This is a genomic window from Phocaeicola sp. (assembly GCF_057861905.1).
The window spans coordinates 1-19,031 of sequence record NZ_DBMACV010000068.1 but is presented as its reverse complement, the minus strand read 5'-3'; the positions used below and the strand labels follow the sequence as shown (position 1 = coordinate 19,031).

Sequence of the window (19,031 nt, the reverse complement as noted above, 5' to 3'; positions counted from 1 at the left end):
TCTTTAAGACTGTTTGAAAGCCTAAGAGATTTAATTTATGTATATTTCTGTAAAAACATCACCTTAGAGTTACTTTTGTACAAAATGTTGGTGACACCCCTTCATACACAATTTGTTTACTTCATATACCACAATTCTATTATGACTTCATCTTAAGGTTACTTTTGTACAAAATGTTGGTGATACCCCAACCATAGGTAAGGACAGTTTATCTCAAAAAAAATCAGAAACTTACATTACGTAAGCCTCTGATTTCCAGAAAGAGCGGTAAGCGGGATTCGAACCCGTGACCCTTAGCTTGGGAAGCTAATGCTCTACCAACTGAGCTACTACCGCAGACGAAAGTATGACAAAAGTAGGTTATATTATGCAAATAAGCAATAATAAAACCTACTTTTTTTCATCAATAATCTATTTTGTCTAATATTCCTGCCAGATATGCGATTGTTACTCCGTAATTCGTCATCGGGATTTGCTGATTACGTGCTTGCATTACGCGGTTTAATACATATTTCCGGTTAAACATGCAGGCTCCACAATGAATTACAAGATCGTACTTGCTCAAATCTTCCGGAAAGTCCGTTCCCGAAACGTGGTCAATCTGCAATCCGACTCCGAACTTTTTACGAAGCATGTTCGGTATTTTTACACGTCCGATATCTTCGGCTAGTGGGGCATGGGTACATGCTTCCGCAATCAATACATGCGAATTTTCTGTCAGACATCCGATGGCATTTGCTCCTTCAATGAAGTAATTTATATCTCCTTTGTATTGGGCAAACAGTACCGAAAAGGAAGTCAGACGACTCGCCTCAGGCTTCTTTTCGTAAACGGTCTTGAATACTTGCGAGTCCGTAATAATAAGCGATGGGGGTTGTACTAATGCTTGAAGCATCAAGTCTATTTTATCTGTTGTACAACTCATTACAAGACATTTTCTGTCGAGTAATTCGCGGATGGTCTGAACCTGTGGAAGAATGAGGCGACCTTTCGGTGCCTGAATGTCTTGTGGCATGACGAGCATAACCGTGTCGCCTTCTTTTACCAGTCTCCCTACAATTCCTTGCGACATAGTTTCGTCGGGCAATTTGGCTATCAGGCTGCGGCGTATGTCTTTCATTCCTTGTTTGGTACGGGCACTGACAGCAAGAGGAACTTGTCCGCATTTTTTCTCTATGGAGCGAACGGTAGCAGTCACATCAGATAACAGGTCTGCTTTATTTAATATCCATAATACCGGGATATTTTTCTCTTTCAGCAGACGATTCCATTCGAGTTCCTTTTCGATGTCATCTCCGGTACATACCAGCAAAGCTACGTCGGTACGTTCCATGGCACGCATGGTCTGTCGGATACGGAGTGCTCCCAATTCCCCTTCATCATCGAGTCCTGCTGTATCAATAAAGACACACGGACCTATGCCATGTATCTCCATTGCCTTATATATAGGGTCGGTTGTGGTTCCTGCCACATCGGAAACAAGAGCTGTTTCCTGATTTGTCAGCGCATTAATCAGCGATGATTTACCGCTATTACGTTTGCCGAACAGTCCGATGTGCAGACGGTTGGCACGAGGTGTTTCTTGCATAAACTTCAAATCTTATAAGAGTTAGAATCTGAAATCTCGTTTTCCTTCGGAAATACGTTCCAGATTTTCCAATGCACGACGACGGATAGCTGGATTAGGAATCTGTTCCATTTGTTCACGAATCATCTTCACACCCAGTTCACGTGTTTCGGGAGAGGCATAATCTTCCAGATACTCTTGCAAGGTCATCAGTGCATTCGGAGCGCAACAGTTGGCTATCTGTCCGGTTTTTACCAGAGACATGAAGCGGTCACCTGTACGTCCTTCACGGTAGCATGCGGTACAGAAACTGGGAATATATCCCAAACGTAACAGCCAGGCTACGATTTCATCGAGTGTGCGGCGGTCGCTTACATCAAACTGTGCCGAATTTTCTTCAGGCGTTTCTTCGTGTACATACCCGCCTACGCTGGTACGTGACCCCCCGCTAAGCTGAGAAACTCCTAAAGCCAGTACCTTCTCACGTGAACGTTGTGATTCGCGAGTAGAAACAATCATGCCGGTATACGGTACACTGATACGGATTACGGCTACTATTTTCTGGAAAATATCATCCGAAATAGCATTTTCAAAATCGGATGCATTGATATCATCGGCCGAACAGATACGTGGTACACTGATGGTATGCGGTCCTACACCATATGTCGCTTCCAGATGTTCGGCATGCATCAGCATACCCACGAAGTCATAACGGTAAGTATTCAGACCAAACAGAACACCAATGCCTACATCGTCGATACCTCCCTGCATGGCACGGTCCATTGCTTCCGTATGATATGCATAGTTGCTTTTCGGTCCCCGTGGATGCAGTTTTTCATAATTCTCCTTGTGATAAGTTTCCTGAAACAGAATATACGTTCCGATACCGGCATCATGCAGACGGCGGTAGTTCTCGACCGTTGTTGCTGCAATGTTTACATTTACACGGCGGATGGCACCATTCTTGTGCTTGATGCTGTAAATAGTCTTTATCGATTCCAGAATATATTCTATCGGATTGTGCAACGGATCTTCTCCGGCTTCGATAGCCAGACGTTTATGTCCCATATCCTGCAAAGCGATAACTTCCTGGCGGATTTCATCCTGCGTAAGTTTCTTGCGGGCAATCGATTTGTTTTTGATGTGGTACGGGCAATATACACAACTGTTTACGCAATAATTGGAAAGATAGAGAGGCGCAAACATGACGATACGGTTACCATAGAAACGTTGTTTGATTTCACGTGCCAGAGCATATATTTCTTCCAGCAGACTGTCATCCTGACATTCCAGTAATACAGCAGCTTCACGATGAGTCAGTCCCTTGCACTCGCGGGCCTTCTCAATAATAGAACGAATCAACTCACGATTATCTTTATTGGCTTGTGCATAGTCTAATGAAGCCATGATTTCATCGTGGTTGATGAACTCTTCTGCATGAGGTGAATCTATTTTATACATAATTGATTTTATATTTTAAACGATAATAAAACAATGTTTTAATGTGCACTATAATCTCCTCTTCCTTTATCGATGGTATATCCGATTGCTTCCAGCCGCTTTTCCAGCAAAAGAAGTCCTTCGGCTGCTTCAGCTCCCAAAGAAGCCTTGTTATCGTATAGAGAATATTTGCTTCGCTGTACGACAGGGGAGAGGTTAGGCATCACGACATTTGCTCCTGCCAGTATGCCCTTCTCCCTGCCTTCAGGAGCAAGAGTGGCAAGTGCCGTTGTAGAAGGTATCAATGCATGTGGATGCATCAGCCGGAAAATGGAGAGCAACAGCAAGGTCAGTTTCATGCTGCCCGACGGCATCTTGGCAAAAGGAGTATCATGGTGTGGAAGAAACGGTCCGATACCAATCATTTCAGGCTGGAGTTTCTCTATGTAAAGAATGTCTTCTACCAGCGTGTCGATAGTTTGATACGGGCTTCCTACCATGATGCCGGTACCAGTTTGAAAGCCAATACGCTTTAAATCATCCAGGCATCTCAACCGATTGGAAAGCGACATACCTTCAGGATGCAGTTTCCGATAATGCAAATCATTATGCGTTTCGTGACGAAGCAAGTATCGGTTGGCTCCTGCCTGGAAAAAACGTTCGTATACAGACGTATTTTTTTCTCCCAGCGAAAGCGTAATAGCCACATCCGGGAACTCTTTTCGGATAGAGGTTACAACACGTATCATCATTTCGTCGTCATTGATTTCTCCACCTTGGAGAACGAATGTCCGGAATCCCAATTCATACCCATGTCTACAGCATGCAAGTATTGTGTCCTCATCCAGATGATAACGTTCTATCAGCTGATTGCTTCTGCGAATGCCGCAATAATAACAATCATTCTTACAGCAGTTGCCAACTTCAATCAGTCCTCGTATGAAAATTTTGTTTCCGAAATTAGCCAGTGAAACCTCACGGGCCAGAGCATTGATAAAGGAGAGGTGCTCTTCCTCACATTGACTTAGTAAAACACGAAATTCATCGGAAGCAAGTGTATGCTCCCGATGAAGACGTTCTATTAAACTTCTCATATAAAATGGAGAAGGAATTTATTCTTCCTTATAGTTTTCGTATTTCAGCGTACGTTTCAGCAGATCCTGATTCAACTGGCGCTTTCCAGCTACCGAATCATTGTAGGCACTTGGTCCTGTTACACAGCCACCTTCGCAAGCCATCATTTCGATGAACTGAGCATCTACTTTTCCTGTTTTTGCCCATGCGCGCATTTGTCCGATACTCTTCTTGTTAAAGTCGGAGAATTGCAGCATCTTGATACCGTCAGCCTTAGGACCGAGATATGCTTTGACTGCTCCGGCAACACCTCCTGCCTGTGCAAAGCCATGAGCTTCACAAACAGATTCATAGGCAACCTTGTACGGATTAGCCTGAGCCAGCTCAATACCAAGTCCACGGAATACAGAATGTAACTCTTCGAACGTTACTACGTAGTCTACACATTCATCGCGTTGTGCTTCCTTGCGCTTGGCAATACACGGACCGATAAAGACAACTTTTGCATTGGGATATTTTTTCTTGGCGATACGTGACGCATAATACATCGGCGAACCTGTAGTTGAAACATAAGGCTTCATGGCAGGAATATGCTTGTTTACCAGTTCGATGTATGACGGGCAGCAAGATGTCGTCATGAACTTCTGTCCTTCTTCCAGCTTTTCAAGCAATTCGTGTGCTTCATTGCTGGTAGTTTCCATAGCACCTTCTGCCACTTCGATGACATCGGCAAAGCCAACTTCCTTCAGGGCACCGTATACCTGATCGATTGTAGCGTCGAACTGTCCCAATACGGAAGGAGCGGGAATTGCTACAACTTGTTCGCCTCGGTGGATTGCTTCCAGCACATCGAATACTTGAGAAATCTCGAAGATTGCACCAAACGGACATGCATTCAGGCACTTTCCGCAATAGATACACTTACTTTCGTCAATATGTTCTATGTTATTTTCATCTTTGCTGATAGCCTTTACAGGACATGCTTCTTCACATGGAACCGGGATGTATACAATTGCATGATACGGACAGCTCTTATGACAGATACCACAACTGATACAAGTATCATGGTCGATGTGTGCCTGACCGGTTTTCTTATCGAAATGAACGGCTCCTTTCGGACAGTTCATGTAACAGCTTCTTGCTACGCAGCCGCGGCACAAGTTACTTACTTCATAGTTCACCTGTACGCATGAAGAACATGCTTCATCGATGACACAAAGAATATTTTCTTTCAGTTTATTTCTTCTTTCCAGTGCCTGGCGAGCGTATTCAGAAAGCGGAGTCAGCTCGTCTGTTTCGTCGGACATATCCCAGCCCAGCAAAGGGAGTGACTTGTATTTCGTTACGGCGCGTTCTTTATGAATACAGCAGCGTCCCACCGGTTGAGAACGGCGCGGACTGAATTCTAATGGAACACGGTCAATTTTTTCAATAAGTTGGTCTTCTTTCCACAGAGCCACGAGTTTTTCCAGCAATCTGTGGCGTACGATCATTACGTTGTTTGATGCCATAACACAAAAGTTAGGTTTATTAGTTTAGTTATCCTTAAATAAATAAAAGTTTACTTTTCTTCTGCCGCCCGCAAAATGAGCGTGGTGGCTCCTAATGTGAAGATCGCTCCGTCTTCTATGCGGACACGGTCTTTAGGTCCTAAGAGTTCATTCATCAAGAATGTACCGGTGATGCTATCGTTATCGCGCAGCGTATATGTGATGCTTCCCTGCTTGTTTACCTTCACGTTCAGTATACAGTGACGGCGATCCATGCTCGGATCATTTGTTTCTACGGGAATATCTACGTCCGTTCCCTTGCAACGGCGTCCTATTACATTATCTCCTTCGTGCAGAGGAAGTACCTGTTTGTAGCCGAAGACATTTTCTATGGCTACTACATTTCCGAAATCTTGCGTACCTTCCTTTTCGTCCACCACCTCTTCACGACGTGAGCCGGCGTTTAATTTAGATTTTCCGATACGAATGCCAAACTGCTTCTTGCAATTGTCGCATACAAAAACCAGTGACTGACCTTCTTCATATTTTGTTTCATCGAATTGTATATAGTTGTCACATTTCGGACATCTGACTCTTTTCATAACGTGATTTGTTCGGTTTATTTAGAAGTGAATACCCATGCCGACGCAAATTTTGCATCACTTTTCAAAGCTTTTACTTGTTTGTAAGCATCAGTCTGCTTGTCATACTGGTTGATTGCTACACGAAATCTTCCGTTCGACTCAAGTATCTGTGCGTTATTATAACCTTTCTGCTTCAGTTGCTTTACTTCCTGCTGCGCATCATTCATAGTTGTCAGGCTGGCTACAATCACATAATAACCGGCTTGCTCCTTTTTTGTCTTCTGTGATGCATTGGCAGAAGCAGATGTCTGCTTCTTTTCCACTTCCGGTTTCTGAACCGATTTGACCGCCTCTTTTTGAACTGGCTTGTCAGAAGTTGCCACTACTTTCTCAGTCTTGACAACGACCGGCTTCAGTGTATTGATATTATTCTTTATATATTGTTTCTTTACAGTCTTTTGCTCTTTTTTCTGGGCTTTGACCTGTGGCTTTGTTTCTGGTGATGTTATGATACTTGAAGCCATCGAGTGATTTCTGATTGCATCGAACAATCCTGCCGAACCTAATGAAGCATATTCCGCATCATCCATATAGGTATTTTCTACAGGTACGGAAAACAAGAAGAACAACAGTACAGCCGCAGCAACAGCCACAATGTTCTTTGCCCATTTGCGGTAATGAGGCTGGAAACGTCGGGAACTGATTTTGACCGTACGTTGCATGATCGGTTCGAAAACAGCCGGTTGTACAGACGGTTTTTCCTGAGCCAGTTTCGGAAAGGTAAAAGCCTGAAGTCCGTACAGTGACGGTGTAAAGAAACCGTTTGCTTCCGGCTCAAATTCATACACACCGTTCATGTTATAGTACAATGTACCTACGTTGTTCAGATGTATATGTCCTTGCCGGTAAATATCTTCTTTCAGTTGTGATACTATTTTCTCTATTCTGCGAGTTGCGTCGGGGAAATCTGTATTATACGCTTGCATATACGACTGCACCAACAGACCATCGTTCATGACAAGTTGCGGATTAAATCCGATGGTACGAGCAGGCGGACAAAACTCTCCCGTATCTTCGTTGAATACAGACGAACGATAGTGGGCTATAAAGCCTCCTAATCCTGGAACGATTACACAATCGTTTTCCAGAAGTAATACTTCAATATGTTTTGCCAATTCAATCATAATGCAAATATAGGATTTTTTTCTCTTATATCGTATGTCTTTTACGCATTTTGTTCGAAAAGATGGATGTACTTTTTATAAAGTCGCAGCGAACAGCAACTTTACGTGTATTTGGCAAGATGAGATACGATGAAACTTTTTCTTATACGTATGGTGGCCGTTGTATAGATATTTTCCTGTGGATTAAGGAAAAACCAATGAATCTGTTTCTGTCTGGCTTTTTCCCCACAAGTCGAGCATCTCAGTTTCTCCCCAGTACCAGCGAACGAGGCTTGCAAAGACATTTTTGTATCGGAAGAGCGAAGTGGAAGTATTGCTGCCACGCATGGTATAAACGGGGATGGCGGAAAACGAATTTTCTTCAGGATTTATCGTTTCGGTGTAGTGAGATTCATAACCACGTAGTGTTATTCCGTGATATTCTGCCTGACGATAGCCTGCATTTGTCCGCGCTGTCATCGTAAAGTCGAAAGGAAATATATTTGCCATTTCGTAAGCTGTTCCTCCCTGACGGACGGTAAGCGAATGGGAAAGCAGTACCATTCCTCCACATTCGGCAAGCAGTTTCCCTCCTCCTTCTATATAATCACGAAGTTGCCCGAACAGCCTTTTCCGACGATACAACTGTCGTGCAAATAATTCCGGATAACCTCCGGGAAGATATACGAGGTCGGCATCTGGAAGATCACTGCCATACAGTGGACTGAAATAGGAAATCTGACCGTTGCGGGCCAATGAATCTACATTTTCCTGCGATAAAAGGCAGAAAGCAGGGTCACGGGCGATGGCTATTTGCAATTCCTTTCTGTCCATAATGTGCCTGTTGTCCAGTTCCGACTCAGACGTATAGGGCAGGATATGCTGGCATGGAAAGATACGCTCGCATAAACTTAGTAGTTTATCTATATTTACATGCTTTTCGATAAGAGAAGCTATCCGGTCAATTTGTTCGTCCATGGACTGTCGGACGGACAAAACCAGTCCCGAATGTCGTGGAGGTAATTTAAAATCATCCACAACAGGCAGATAGCCCAGACATTCAACTCCGGCATCCATGCACGCCTCCTGCAACAAAGTCAGGTGAGCAGGCGAAGCAACCTGATTGAACACAACTCCCACGACCTGCACATAACGTTTGAAATGTTTGAATCCGTACAGAATGGGAGCGACAGAATATGCTGTAGCACGGGCGTTCACAATCAGAACGACCGGTATTTTCAGCAACCGGGCAATATGCGCATTGCTCCCTTGCATCCGATTATATCCGTCGAAAAGTCCTGCCGTTCCTTCCGTTACGCAGACATCCGCCTGTTCGGCATACTTATTATATATTGTTTGAATATGACCATCCGACGCCAGCCAGGTGTCCAGATTTACCGAATCGTGACCAGCCGCAAGTGCATGATACTGCGTGTCAATATAGTCGGTACCACATTTGAAAGGCTGAGCGTGCAGTCCCCTTTGCCGAAGCGCGCGCAGCAATCCCAGCGCAAAGGTTGTCTTTCCGCTGCCGGATATGGGGGATGCTATCAGTAATTGTGGTTTCATACTTGCCTCGGTGGTTAAAATCGGGGACAAAGATAGGGAGAACTCACGAAATTCCGGCATAAAACCAATAAATATGTAGCAAGTGCCCGCTGGCATCCAGTAAATTTATTTTCCAGACAGATGTTACAAATTTGTAACACAACTGCCGCTTTATATGCCGAAAGCATTTTATTTATCGTGCGATTTTCAGTACTTTTGCAGGCAATAAAATAAAAATCAATGAAAACAATCGTTATAACCGGCGGAGCCAAAGGGATAGGGCGCTGCCTGGTAGAGTATTTTGCATCGCAGGGCAATACGGTCTATTTTATCGATATGGACGCAGATGCTGTTGCGACTGTAACGGAAAAATTATGTGCCAGGCAGATGGACGTGCATGGCTTTACAGGAGATATTGCCGACGAGCAGGTATTACAGAAGTTTGCGGAGAAAGTGATAGAAGAAACTCCGCAAGGCATACACTGCCTGATAAATAATGCTTGCCTGATGAAAGGAGGAATCCTGAGTGGATGCAGTTACGAGGATTTCCTATATGTGCAGCGTGTAGGTGTTGCCGCACCTTATCTGCTCAGCAAGCTCTTCATGCATCATTTTGCCGGTGTCGGCTCCATCGTAAACCTTTCCTCAACCCGCGCGTTTCAGTCGCAGCCCGATACCGAAGCATATACGGCTGCCAAAGGGGGCATTACCGCACTGACTCATGCGCTTGCCGTAAGCCTTTCGGGAATAGCCCGCGTCAATGCCATTGCTCCGGGATGGATTGATACCGGTAAGTTCCACGACGAAAGTTATGTTCCCGACTACACGGAAGGGGATATCATGCAGCATCCGTCACAACGGGTGGGAGAGCCCGAAGATATTGCCCGCGCCGTTGAGTTCCTGTGCGACGAACGCAATTCTTTCATCAACGGACAATGCATCACTATCGACGGCGGAATGAGTAAGCTGATGATTTATCACAACGACTGCGGATGGAGAAAAGAATAAAACAGTTATTAATTATTTTATAAAGATTCTTTATGTTATTACAATTATTATTTGTCCTTGTTGCGATAATTGTCGGCGCAAGAGTAGGTGGTATCGGACTGGGAATATTGGGCGGACTTGGTCTTGCCGTGCTGACTTTCGTGTTCGGGCTTCAGCCCACTGCTCCTCCGATAGATGTGATGCTTATGATTGTGGCAGTTATTGCGGCGGCAAGTTGCATGCAGGCAGCAGGGGGACTGGACCTGATGGTGAAGTGGGCAGAGAAGATTTTGCGGAAAAACCCGCATCACATTACGCTGCTTAGCCCGTTTGTGACATACTTTTTTACCTTTTTCGCCGGTACGGGACATGTAGCTTATTCCGTTCTTCCCGTCATTGCCGAGGTTGCCAAAGATACAGGTATTCGTCCGGAACGTCCGCTGGGTATCGCAGTCATCGCCTCGCAGCAGGCTATCACGGCCAGTCCGATATCGGCAGCAACGGTTGCCATGCTCAGCATGCTTGCCGGATACAATATTTCGTTGTTCGATATCCTGAAGATTTCCATTCCCTGTACGCTGATAGGAGTTCTCTTAGGAGCCTTGTACTCGATGAAAGTCGGCAAGGAACTGAAAGATGATCCTGAATATCAAAGACGACTGGCTGCCGGTGAAATTTCCGGCGACGGTTATCATACGGCAGAGGTGGCAAGCTATGGCAAGGCGTTAACTTCCGTCATTCTCTTTCTGGCTGCCACGATAGGCATCGTTTTGTTCGGATCGATCGACGGACTTCGCCCGACATTTGCAACGGCTCAGGGAGAAGTACAGATGGAGATGTCGCACATTATCGAAATATTGATGCTTTCTGCCGCATCACTCATCCTGCTGCTGACTAAAACAGACGGTATAAAGGCGGCTAAATGTTCCGTATTCAATGCAGGAATGCAGGCTGTAGTTGCCATCTTTGGTATTGCATGGATGGGAGATACCTTCATTGCCGGAAACATGGAAGTGATGAAAGAGAACATCTTCGGTCTTGTTACCGATATGCCTTGGCTGTTTGGTGTAGCCTTGTTTCTGATGTCCATTCTGTTATTCAGTCAGGCGGCTACCGTTCGTTCCCTGTTACCGCTTGGCATAGCACTGGGCATCTCTCCTTACATGCTCATCGCACTTTTCCCGGCAGTGAACGGCTATTTTTTCCTGCCCAACTACCCCACGGTGATAGCTGCCATCAACTTTGATACTACCGGAACGACACGAATAGGCAAATACCTGCTGAACCATTCGTTTATGATGCCCGGACTGATAGCGACGATTGTATCGGTTGTGCTGGGTATTGTGTGGGTTTCAATGATGTAACGAACGTAAGGAAACCGGTATATATGCAGTAAAAAAGTAATTAAATCGCTAAATTTGCTGACACACCATTTGAGGTGAAAATAGAATATAGAGGAGAATGTTAAATATCTGCATGCCCGAAATGCTTATTTCCTGTATTCTACTTATGTTATAAGTTAATCTTCTAAATAAAATTAACGTTTCTTCGCGGGAAAAGACGAAGAGATTCTACCCAAAACCTCGGGTTGTTTAGTACAAAAGATGCAGACGTTTCTGAAAAACGTCTGCATCTTTTTAGTTACCCCCCTGTTCGTTTAATTCATACCGTTCGGAAAGCCTTGTTTTTCTCTATTCAGCTTTCTTGAATAACCTGTTTCCATTTATCCTTTTGAATAATATTCCCTGCAATAAATTACGGTATGTTTAAGATATGATATATAGAAAAACATCCTGATCGGATTATATTGTCTTTGCTATCCTGCTGATAAAACCCAAACGCTTGAGAATCTTATATTTCATGCCAGCCAAGATGGAAGCTCGGAATTATCTCGCAAAATACGGTAAAAAAAACATTTTGTCAAATTAACACAAGGGGCAATCAAAATGATTCAGGGCTGAACTATAAAAAATATAATCCATGTTGTTATCTTACAAGAATAAATAAAATAATCAATTCAGAAACTTATACAAACACCTAATGCAGGCTGCATTTTTTCCATTCCATTGGGAAACATCGAAGATACATTCGAACCCTTCAATGACAACTCGAAAGCTTCTTTGGCTTTTCTTTTATTTTTATGTGATACAACGAATAAAGGAATGCTGGAAATAGTTAGGCCTATACCTACACCTAAAATAATATCCCACGCTTTGCCATCATTCTTCCAATTGCTGTTAGTATATGCAGTGTTACTAATTTCTCCAATCCAGCCGACAACTGTTCCACAAACACCTAATCCAAGCGTACCAAAAGCATATCTTTTGAGCTTTTTATATCTTTCCCAGTAAGCCGTTTGTTCATATTTCTGTTGGAGCTTCATTTCTTTCCTATTTATAGATGAATAAACAAGAGAGTCAGACTTGTACTCTTTTGCGCTACTGGTTAATACCGCACAATGTAGAAGCAGAAAGAATAATACATACCTCATACGTGTAATTCTTTAATTAAGATTTATACAAATATAATCATATCGGACATATACTATATACGGATGATCCCTTTTAGGATATTTTTTAGGAAAATAGAAATAGTAACTCTGCTTTTACTTCAATGTCGGAGTGAGATTTCACTTTTAATCTTTCACTGAATAATTCCCGTATCGCTGTCTTTCAGCTGAATGGATTTGTTGACCGCCCGGTATTTACGTCCTTTGTGCAGTCGCCAGGTTACAGTCAGACTGACGAGGTTGCAGATGTCCGTACTGTAAAGAGCTGTCGATTTCTGAAGATTACGGTTCAAGATATCTGTTTCGAACATCTTATACCGCTGTATCAAAGGCAACTGCCAGGCAAGGGCAAACTGGCAGGATTTGTACTGATAGGAACCTTTCAGCACAATGCTGCTTCCGTTGTATCCCTTGGTTTCTCCTTCCAGAAAGCGCCATCCGTTGTCGGCATACGCCTGAAGCGAAAAGTTCCCCAAATAAGCCTGAACATTTCCCGTCAGGAAATAAGAAGTATAGCAGTGAGTATAGTCATACCCGAAATTGAAGCAGCGGAACAGTCCGCCATATAAGGCTACGGAAAGTTTCTCGGGCAGCAGCCAGTAGTTGGCATATCCTGACGTCTGCAAGACATCGATTTCTTTTTGGTTACGCTGGGTATAGATAAACTGATCGTCTGCCGTCCGTTCGTACACCGCCATGTTCGGGCGATGACATAGTTTATAAAAGCCTTCGATGTATGCTTGCAGGCGAGCATTGGAGTATGATAGTCTGAGAGTGTGATATGTTTCTCTGTTAGGCTTGAGGTCAGGACTTCCGGCAGTCCATTCCATGCTGTTGGTACGAATCATGGCATCGCTGATCATGGCTATGCGGGAAGTACGCTCGTTCGACTGGAAATTATAGCTTACTTGCAGGGCATTGGTAAAATCGTAGCTCAGTGCCGCCTTCGGACAAAACGTCCAGTAGTCGTATGTATGTTCTTGTTGACGGTAGTGCAGGTAGCTTGCGCCTACGCCTGCCGAATAACGCAATTTGCCCCAATAGCCTTTTATCTCAGAAAACAGATAGAGGCGATTGTTGTGCATCAGGGTGAGTGAAGAAACATCTCCCGTATATGCATTGTTCGTGTACTTCTGGCTGTAATTGATACCGGCGGTAAGGGTAAAAGGCTTCAGCTTGTTTTCGTAAATTGCTTCGCTCAACAGCGAATAGGTCTTACCATCTACATTGTACCGGTAAGGAGAGCCTTCATCGTAACTGGTAGAAGAATTTGTATCGATATAGGTACCTACAGCATTCAGCGTGACCGACTGTCGGGGGGTGAACTGCTGGAAATAATAAAGGTCGAGTACCGGACTTCCCGTCCGGCTGTTGTCTTGCTGGGTAGCGACGTACTCATTCGTCCCGTCCACTACATTTTTCCGGTTGAAGTCGCCCGGCACGTGATTGAAATCGCCGCTTAGCGATGCCTGAAACACATAACGTGTAGAATCAGCCAGATTGTAAGTCAGCTTCACACTATTATTAAAATACCGGCTGCGTGAAGCGATATCGTTACGCTGAATGGTATAGACTGAACCATCATTCAAGTGATAATAAGCTGTTTCCTCCATCCGGTCTCCTTCGAAATCCTTATATCCGAAGTCGTAGTTCAACGAAAATTCGCTTTTCCCCGTATTCCACTTACCATAAACCGTATAGTTTCCGTTTTTGGCATTCAGCGACTGGCTTAGGGATGTACCAACCGTATATCCACTGCTTGCACGCCGTGTCGTGATATCGATAACGTAAGCGATTCCCTCACCGTAACGCACACCGGGATTATCGATGAAATCAATCTTGAGAATACTTTTCGGATCGAGCGACAACATTTCCGCCTGATCTACAATAATGCCATTGATGCGCAATTGTACGCTTCCTTTATTGTCGATAGCAGATATACTACGGGCATCTTCATCGATACGAATATTGGGCAGACTAAGCTTTTGCAAGACACTATACCCCGAGCTGGATGCTTCTTTCTGAGCATCGGAAGGGTAGAGCAATAAGCCGTCTGTTTTATATACAATCCGTGCAGCTTTTACTTCTACTTCCCCAAGTTCAATACTCTGATCAGTAGTCTGTGCAGATACGGTAAGCGAAAAAAATATGAACGTGATGCAGACACAGCCTTTCCGGGCAGTCCGACTGATACCATATACCAAGGAATGCTCCGCAGAGGCATTACCTTGAAACTGATTTGTTAACCATTCCATTTGTTTCTGTTTTGATGTTTCGGAAACAAATGTAGAGGGTTGAGTCAGACTACTGCCAGAACAAACACTGACATTTGCCTGACATTTCGATGTCAGTTTTCTACCTTATTGATTTCCAGTGAATAATTCCGACCTCTATCTGCCACGATTTTCAGATCTGTATGCTCTTCTACTATCGGCTTTAGCCTGCGAATAAGCGTGTAAAGCGTGTCATTGGCATCCTCTTTCTTGGGCCAGAGTGCTGTGCAGATAGCTTCTTTAGTCAATGAATGTGACGGTGCATTCCAAAATAACAGCATGAGCTGCTGTTGCATGGGAGTAAAGCGGATAGGAGTGTGTGCCGTTGTATAAAACCGCCGGTCCGCTTCTGAATAAACCAGTCCCCCGAAACCGGTAACAACTTCCGGCTCTTCCTGTTTCTTTCTCAGATAGAGCCACGACAGCATCGCCCAAAGGAAAGCAGAAATCATGCAGGCTGCCGGAATACGCTGATCCGACATGCCGAACACGCTGGCGGCCGACAAGCGGGCATATCCCTTCAGTGCAAGTATTTCTCCCGCATGCTTGTCACGCACCATCAGTGTGTCGCTGCAAATAACATGCCCATCCGGTGATTGGTTCCGATAACGATTGTCTACCACATCGAAAGTAATAAATGCCGTTTTCTGCAACCGTTTATTCTTCAGATGGTGGCAAAAACGTTCGTCGGAAACCGCAATCAGTACCTGTCCGCCCGAAGTCTGACGAAGGTGTTTGTAAGTCTTTATCGTATCTTGTGTAATGATATAATCCTTATTCTCTTTAAGTGTCTGTGCCAGTGCCTGATTCAAATCGGCTGTTATTTCATTTCTGGCAGTACAATAGTTGTGATGTCCAGCCAACAAAGAAGTCAGCATGAGCGTCAGAAATACGGCAACGGATAGTAATTTGCGGTTCATAAGATCAGAATTTATCTACTATTAGACACAAATGTAGCTAATATTTTTGGCCTGAGAATAGATTCATAAAAGATTTATGATTATCAAAAAATAAGATTGTTAATCATGAATCAGAAAATGATGATAAATCTATTCTAATGTTAATAAGATTAAAAAATATTATAAGTGGAAGGTCGATTGTAGCGCCTTAACATACAATTGTCTGTTGACATAAGCTTATCTTATTATACAAAGACATTAATATGTATAACGTGGAAGACATTGAATATTTAAAAATGTTTGCTCAACGAGTTAGAACACTTCGTGAAGCTCAAGGTATCTCTCAGGAGAAGCTTGCAGAAAAATCGGGACTACATCGTACTTATATTGGTATGGTAGAAAGACTTGAACGTAACCCTTCGCTTGTTTGTATTCATAAGATAGCAAATGGCTTAGGAGTTCACGTAATCGAATTATTCAAATAACTAATTATATAATTGATAATGAAAAAATTCAAACTTTCGAACGATGAGGTTGCCGAGTTGTCTAATGCCCCTCAATACCAGTTCCCTAAATATGTCACGCAGGTAATCAACTTAGTCAATAGCAATGCAGGAGGTACTCGTCCTAAGGTTGTTGGACAGATGTCTGAACTTATTAAAGAATTTGATGGCAAAACAATTAGCGACTGGATTAAATGGTATACTACTCGTTATCCTAATGCTGTTAGTGATGCTACGGATAAAATTTGAAGCATGTATGAAACAATGAAAACGGCTTTCAATACTATTACTAAAGAAATGGTAGAAAATTGGGTAAAAGATCTTGTCTATGGTAAGACCTATTGTGGTTTGAAATTTCAGACTGCAATCATTTCCGCAATTGCGAATCAGTTACATAAAGAATGGAGAGAAGCTAATGCGGAAGAGGAATCTCAAGGTATTGATGGTTTCATTGGGGATAAACCTCTTCAAATAAAACCTACTACATACAAGCTTGAGACCCGATTATCTGAAATAATAGATGTACCTGTAGTATATTATGATAAGAAAAAAGATGGTATTGCCATTGAATATAATCCAACTGACTTTTAAAGTATGATAAGAAAAAAGAGAATTGTAATTCCTGATATAAACTACAAAGAAGGACAAAACCTTTTTGAAATTAATACTATTCCAAAACTTCCTATCTATACCTCAGGATTCATCAATAATGTTAATGGTTGGGCAGGTGGTTCTAAAGCAGAGAATGTTGGTCAAGTTTCAGAGTTAATAAAACAGTTTCGAGAAGAAATAGCAGATGGAAATCTTGATGATTGGATAGCTTACCACCGAAAGATGGAAGGTAAAGACATTCAGATATTGAGGGGAAAAGGGAAGAACAAAAAGTTTGAAACGGTACAAATGGCTGGCATTGAGCAAGGTGTAAAAGATATTATACAAAAAATCGATGAAGTAAAGAATAATATAAACTTACTTACTGAAGACGATGTTCGTAATTGGTTAAAAATCTTGTTTATCAAAAAACATATTGTGGCCTTGAAGCTCAAGAGTTGATATTAAAGGACATTGCCCAAAAAAATCAATTAACATGGATATTGGGATCTATGGAAGATGAAAAACAAGGAATTGATGGGTATGTAATTGATTTAAAAAATCTTAAGTTTTATCCTCTACAAATAAAAAGTTCATCTTATGGTAATAAACATAAACAAGAGCATTTTACTTGTCCTATAGTTTTGTATGATTTAATGAAAGAAGGTATCAAATACAAACTTCCCGATAATGCTCTGATTGAACCCACTGCATCAGATATATGGAATAGTATAAAGGAACGTACAAAAGTTCGTTATTTACATAAATATAAATGATACAAAGAACTTGAGTATCTCAATAAGATTGATGGGGAGAATTCAAGTTAGAATTCTCTCTATCTTATTTCTTTCATTTCAGCAATCCTTGCTTTAAATATATTATCTTTTCCATTGGTCTTTAGCCTTTTACGGCAGTTAAATTCTTTGGAATTATCAAATTGAAGTACAACGTAATAAGAGGCATGTTTTGGTAAAAAGCCAATTTTTTCGAGATCTTCTTTAGTCCAAATATTGAATTTTCCCTTATTTTTTAGTTTAAATAAATGTGCGTCATCACCATTTGTATGAAGCAATACATATTGCATACGTTCAAAACCTGAAGTTACTAAAACAGATCCTTTAGAGTCACCAGCACGAAGATAGCATATACCCTTTTCGATCATTAGTTTCTTCAAGCTACTTCTTGCATGATTAATAAGAACTGTAGGTTCTATAATTGAATTTGAATCTATAAGATCCAAATTATTCTTAATATCATTTTGAACTGTAGCATCAATCTCAAATTTTGAACCATATGTGTGAACTTTTACATCAACTTGTCTATTCATTCTATGAATATCAACAAATCGATATGGAAGTTCATTAATAGACTTTTGCAAATTTATTATAGATGTATCTTCCAAAAAAAATAAGAGCAATTCTTGTCTGTACAACTATCAATAACTTTTTCTTTATAAAAGACTCTAAAATTTTTATTAAGTTCATAGCCAATAGAGTTTCGGCCGAGATTACCTGAGGCTAAAGCTGTTGTGCCACTGCCCATAAAGGGATCACAAATAGTATCACCTATGAACGAGTACATTTTAATAAGTCGCTTAGGAAGTTCTTCAGGAAAGACAGCTATATGCCTATTCTGCTTTGCTCCATTAAAGTTCCAATGTGCTGAGAAATATTTATTCCATTCTTGGATGGATAGGATAGAAGCTTCCTTTATTTCTTTTGATGGAGATAGCATCTTACCTTGCTTTTTGAAGAGTAAAATGTATTCAAAGTCTATCTTGACTATACCTCCACAAGGATAAGGATAGCTACCCATTATTTTTTCCCCACCAGTTGTATGCATCGATGTTGGTTTTTGCCATATAATACTACCCATATAATCAAAGCTGAGAGCTTCGCAGAATCGTATTATTTCAGAATGAATTGGAATTACTTTATAGCGTCCGTAATAGACGGATCGAGCAAATTGATCACCGACATTGATACATAATCGACATCCAGGTTTTAAAATGCGATAACACTCTTTCCATACAAGATTTAGATTGTTAATGTAGTCTTCGTATGTATTATAGAATCCAATCTGATTATTAATACCATAATCTTTTAGTTGCCAATAGGGAGGAGATGTCACAATTAGTTGCACTGATTCATCTTTAATCTGTGACATATTACGACTATCACCATTTATAAGAATATGTTTTGTTGACATTTATTGAGTAATTGCTTTTTTAATGGTTTTGCAGTAAGATCCGAATGCTCTTCATATTCTACTACATAATTACCATATGTTTCATTGCGATGAATTGATGTTAAATAGCTTAGTTCGATTTTTGACTCTTGTTTGGTCATTACTTTATAGTTTAGAGTATTATTGAAATGTTTTACTTCTTTACCAGATTTTTCA

The 19,031-nt window shown here is 41.9% G+C and carries 15 protein-coding genes, 1 tRNA gene and 3 pseudogenes; 5 read left to right on the top strand and 14 right to left on the bottom strand.

Translation table 11 applies throughout. The annotated features are described in order from the left end of the window. Positions 1-263 precede the first annotated feature (263 nt). From ACZM60_RS12005 to ACZM60_RS11970, 8 genes are all read right to left on the bottom strand, one after another. Positions 264-336 (bottom strand) — tRNA-Gly (locus tag ACZM60_RS12005). A 67-nt stretch (positions 337-403) separates the two neighbouring features. Then, positions 404-1,588, bottom strand: a complete 1,185-nt coding sequence (hydF, locus tag ACZM60_RS12000) for a [FeFe] hydrogenase H-cluster maturation GTPase HydF (protein WP_489521616.1) — start codon at positions 1,586-1,588, stop codon at positions 404-406. A 21-nt stretch (positions 1,589-1,609) separates the two neighbouring features. Beyond that, a complete protein-coding gene (gene hydG, locus ACZM60_RS11995) occupies positions 1,610-3,028 on the bottom strand; it encodes a [FeFe] hydrogenase H-cluster radical SAM maturase HydG (protein ID WP_021971891.1) in 1,419 nt (472 codons plus the stop codon). A 38-nt stretch (positions 3,029-3,066) separates the two neighbouring features. Next, positions 3,067-4,101 carry a [FeFe] hydrogenase H-cluster radical SAM maturase HydE gene (hydE, locus tag ACZM60_RS11990; protein ID WP_418586015.1) on the bottom strand — a complete coding sequence of 345 codons (1,035 nt, stop codon included), beginning with the start codon at positions 4,099-4,101 and terminating at the stop codon, positions 3,067-3,069. An 18-nt stretch (positions 4,102-4,119) separates the two neighbouring features. Continuing rightward, positions 4,120-5,592, bottom strand: coding sequence for a 4Fe-4S dicluster domain-containing protein (locus ACZM60_RS11985; RefSeq protein WP_489521615.1), 1,473 nt, complete (start codon positions 5,590-5,592; stop codon positions 4,120-4,122). A 50-nt stretch (positions 5,593-5,642) separates the two neighbouring features. Then, complete coding sequence (locus tag ACZM60_RS11980) at positions 5,643-6,173, bottom strand: FHA domain-containing protein (protein WP_021971888.1); 531 nt, start codon at positions 6,171-6,173, stop codon at positions 5,643-5,645. A gap of 17 nt (positions 6,174-6,190) precedes the next feature. Further along, a complete protein-coding gene (locus ACZM60_RS11975; RefSeq protein WP_489521614.1) occupies positions 6,191-7,339 on the bottom strand; it encodes an HU domain-containing protein in 1,149 nt (382 codons plus the stop codon). A gap of 183 nt (positions 7,340-7,522) precedes the next feature. Beyond that, complete coding sequence (locus ACZM60_RS11970) at positions 7,523-8,887, bottom strand: cobyrinic acid a,c-diamide synthase CobB (RefSeq protein ID WP_489521613.1); 1,365 nt, start codon at positions 8,885-8,887, stop codon at positions 7,523-7,525. A 219-nt stretch (positions 8,888-9,106) separates the two neighbouring features. On the opposite strand from ACZM60_RS11970, the gene ACZM60_RS11965 reads away from it, so the two are divergent. Both ACZM60_RS11965 and ACZM60_RS11960 read left to right on the top strand, forming a co-directional pair. Further along, positions 9,107-9,874, top strand: coding sequence for an SDR family oxidoreductase (locus ACZM60_RS11965; protein WP_021971886.1), 768 nt, complete (start codon positions 9,107-9,109; stop codon positions 9,872-9,874). Positions 9,875-9,906: 32 nt separating this feature from the next. After that, positions 9,907-11,217, top strand: coding sequence for an anaerobic C4-dicarboxylate transporter family protein (locus ACZM60_RS11960; protein WP_021971885.1), 1,311 nt, complete (start codon positions 9,907-9,909; stop codon positions 11,215-11,217). Positions 11,218-11,870: 653 nt separating this feature from the next. On the opposite strand, the gene ACZM60_RS11955 is transcribed toward ACZM60_RS11960, so the two are convergent. From ACZM60_RS11955 to ACZM60_RS11945, 3 genes are all read right to left on the bottom strand, one after another. Next, positions 11,871-12,344 carry a hypothetical protein gene (locus ACZM60_RS11955; protein ID WP_021971884.1) on the bottom strand — a complete coding sequence of 158 codons (474 nt, stop codon included), beginning with the start codon at positions 12,342-12,344 and terminating at the stop codon, positions 11,871-11,873. Positions 12,345-12,496: 152 nt separating this feature from the next. Then, the gene (locus tag ACZM60_RS11950; protein ID WP_489521612.1) at positions 12,497-14,617 is read right to left on the bottom strand and encodes a TonB-dependent receptor; all 2,121 of its coding nucleotides are present in this window, start codon (positions 14,615-14,617) and stop codon (positions 12,497-12,499) included. A gap of 92 nt (positions 14,618-14,709) precedes the next feature. Next, on the bottom strand, positions 14,710-15,555 hold the full coding sequence (locus ACZM60_RS11945) for a winged helix-turn-helix domain-containing protein (RefSeq protein ID WP_489521611.1): 846 nt from the start codon (positions 15,553-15,555) through the stop codon (positions 14,710-14,712). A gap of 242 nt (positions 15,556-15,797) precedes the next feature. On the opposite strand from ACZM60_RS11945, the gene ACZM60_RS11940 reads away from it, so the two are divergent. The 3 genes and pseudogenes from ACZM60_RS11940 to ACZM60_RS11930 all read left to right on the top strand — a co-directional run bounded on the left by ACZM60_RS11940 (position 15,798) and on the right by ACZM60_RS11930 (position 17,404). Continuing rightward, positions 15,798-16,019, top strand: coding sequence for a helix-turn-helix domain-containing protein (locus tag ACZM60_RS11940; RefSeq protein ID WP_489521610.1), 222 nt, complete (start codon positions 15,798-15,800; stop codon positions 16,017-16,019). 18 nt (positions 16,020-16,037) lie between these two features. Continuing rightward, positions 16,038-16,628 (top strand): annotated as a pseudogene (locus ACZM60_RS11935) (MjaI family restriction endonuclease). Positions 16,629-16,631: 3 nt separating this feature from the next. Next, positions 16,632-17,404 (top strand): annotated as a pseudogene (locus ACZM60_RS11930) (MjaI family restriction endonuclease). A gap of 59 nt (positions 17,405-17,463) precedes the next feature. On the opposite strand, the gene ACZM60_RS11925 reads toward ACZM60_RS11930, so the two are convergent. The 3 genes and pseudogenes from ACZM60_RS11925 to ACZM60_RS11915 all read right to left on the bottom strand — a co-directional run. Beyond that, complete coding sequence (locus tag ACZM60_RS11925) at positions 17,464-17,955, bottom strand: hypothetical protein (RefSeq protein WP_489521609.1); 492 nt, start codon at positions 17,953-17,955, stop codon at positions 17,464-17,466. Between the two features lie 56 nt (positions 17,956-18,011). Next, complete coding sequence (locus ACZM60_RS11920; RefSeq protein WP_489521608.1) at positions 18,012-18,836, bottom strand: DNA-methyltransferase; 825 nt, start codon at positions 18,834-18,836, stop codon at positions 18,012-18,014. After that, positions 18,812-19,031, bottom strand: a pseudogene (locus tag ACZM60_RS11915) (hypothetical protein); the annotation flags it as partial. The pseudogene ACZM60_RS11915 and the gene ACZM60_RS11920, both read right to left, overlap by 25 nt.

Bases quoted from the DNA above. Each gene is read 5' to 3' on its own strand.
- hydF (WP_489521616.1), bottom strand. From the start codon at position 1,588: ATGCAAGAAACACCTCGTGCCAACCGTCTGCACATCGGACTGTTCGGC.
- ACZM60_RS11980 (WP_021971888.1), bottom strand. From the start codon at position 6,173: ATGAAAAGAGTCAGATGTCCGAAATGTGACAACTATATACAATTCGAT.
- ACZM60_RS11940 (WP_489521610.1), top strand. From the start codon at position 15,798: ATGTATAACGTGGAAGACATTGAATATTTAAAAATGTTTGCTCAACGA.
- ACZM60_RS11955 (WP_021971884.1), bottom strand. From the start codon at position 12,344: ATGAGGTATGTATTATTCTTTCTGCTTCTACATTGTGCGGTATTAACC.
- ACZM60_RS11970 (WP_489521613.1), bottom strand. From the start codon at position 8,887: ATGAAACCACAATTACTGATAGCATCCCCCATATCCGGCAGCGGAAAG.
- ACZM60_RS11920 (WP_489521608.1), bottom strand. From the start codon at position 18,836: ATGTCAACAAAACATATTCTTATAAATGGTGATAGTCGTAATATGTCA.
- ACZM60_RS11950 (WP_489521612.1), bottom strand. From the start codon at position 14,617: ATGGAATGGTTAACAAATCAGTTTCAAGGTAATGCCTCTGCGGAGCAT.
- ACZM60_RS11960 (WP_021971885.1), top strand. From the start codon at position 9,907: ATGTTATTACAATTATTATTTGTCCTTGTTGCGATAATTGTCGGCGCA.
- ACZM60_RS11965 (WP_021971886.1), top strand. From the start codon at position 9,107: ATGAAAACAATCGTTATAACCGGCGGAGCCAAAGGGATAGGGCGCTGC.
- hydG (WP_021971891.1), bottom strand. From the start codon at position 3,028: ATGTATAAAATAGATTCACCTCATGCAGAAGAGTTCATCAACCACGAT.
- ACZM60_RS11975 (WP_489521614.1), bottom strand. From the start codon at position 7,339: ATGATTGAATTGGCAAAACATATTGAAGTATTACTTCTGGAAAACGAT.
- hydE (WP_418586015.1), bottom strand. From the start codon at position 4,101: ATGAGAAGTTTAATAGAACGTCTTCATCGGGAGCATACACTTGCTTCC.
- ACZM60_RS11925 (WP_489521609.1), bottom strand. From the start codon at position 17,955: ATGAATAGACAAGTTGATGTAAAAGTTCACACATATGGTTCAAAATTT.
- ACZM60_RS11985 (WP_489521615.1), bottom strand. From the start codon at position 5,592: ATGGCATCAAACAACGTAATGATCGTACGCCACAGATTGCTGGAAAAA.
- ACZM60_RS11945 (WP_489521611.1), bottom strand. From the start codon at position 15,555: ATGAACCGCAAATTACTATCCGTTGCCGTATTTCTGACGCTCATGCTG.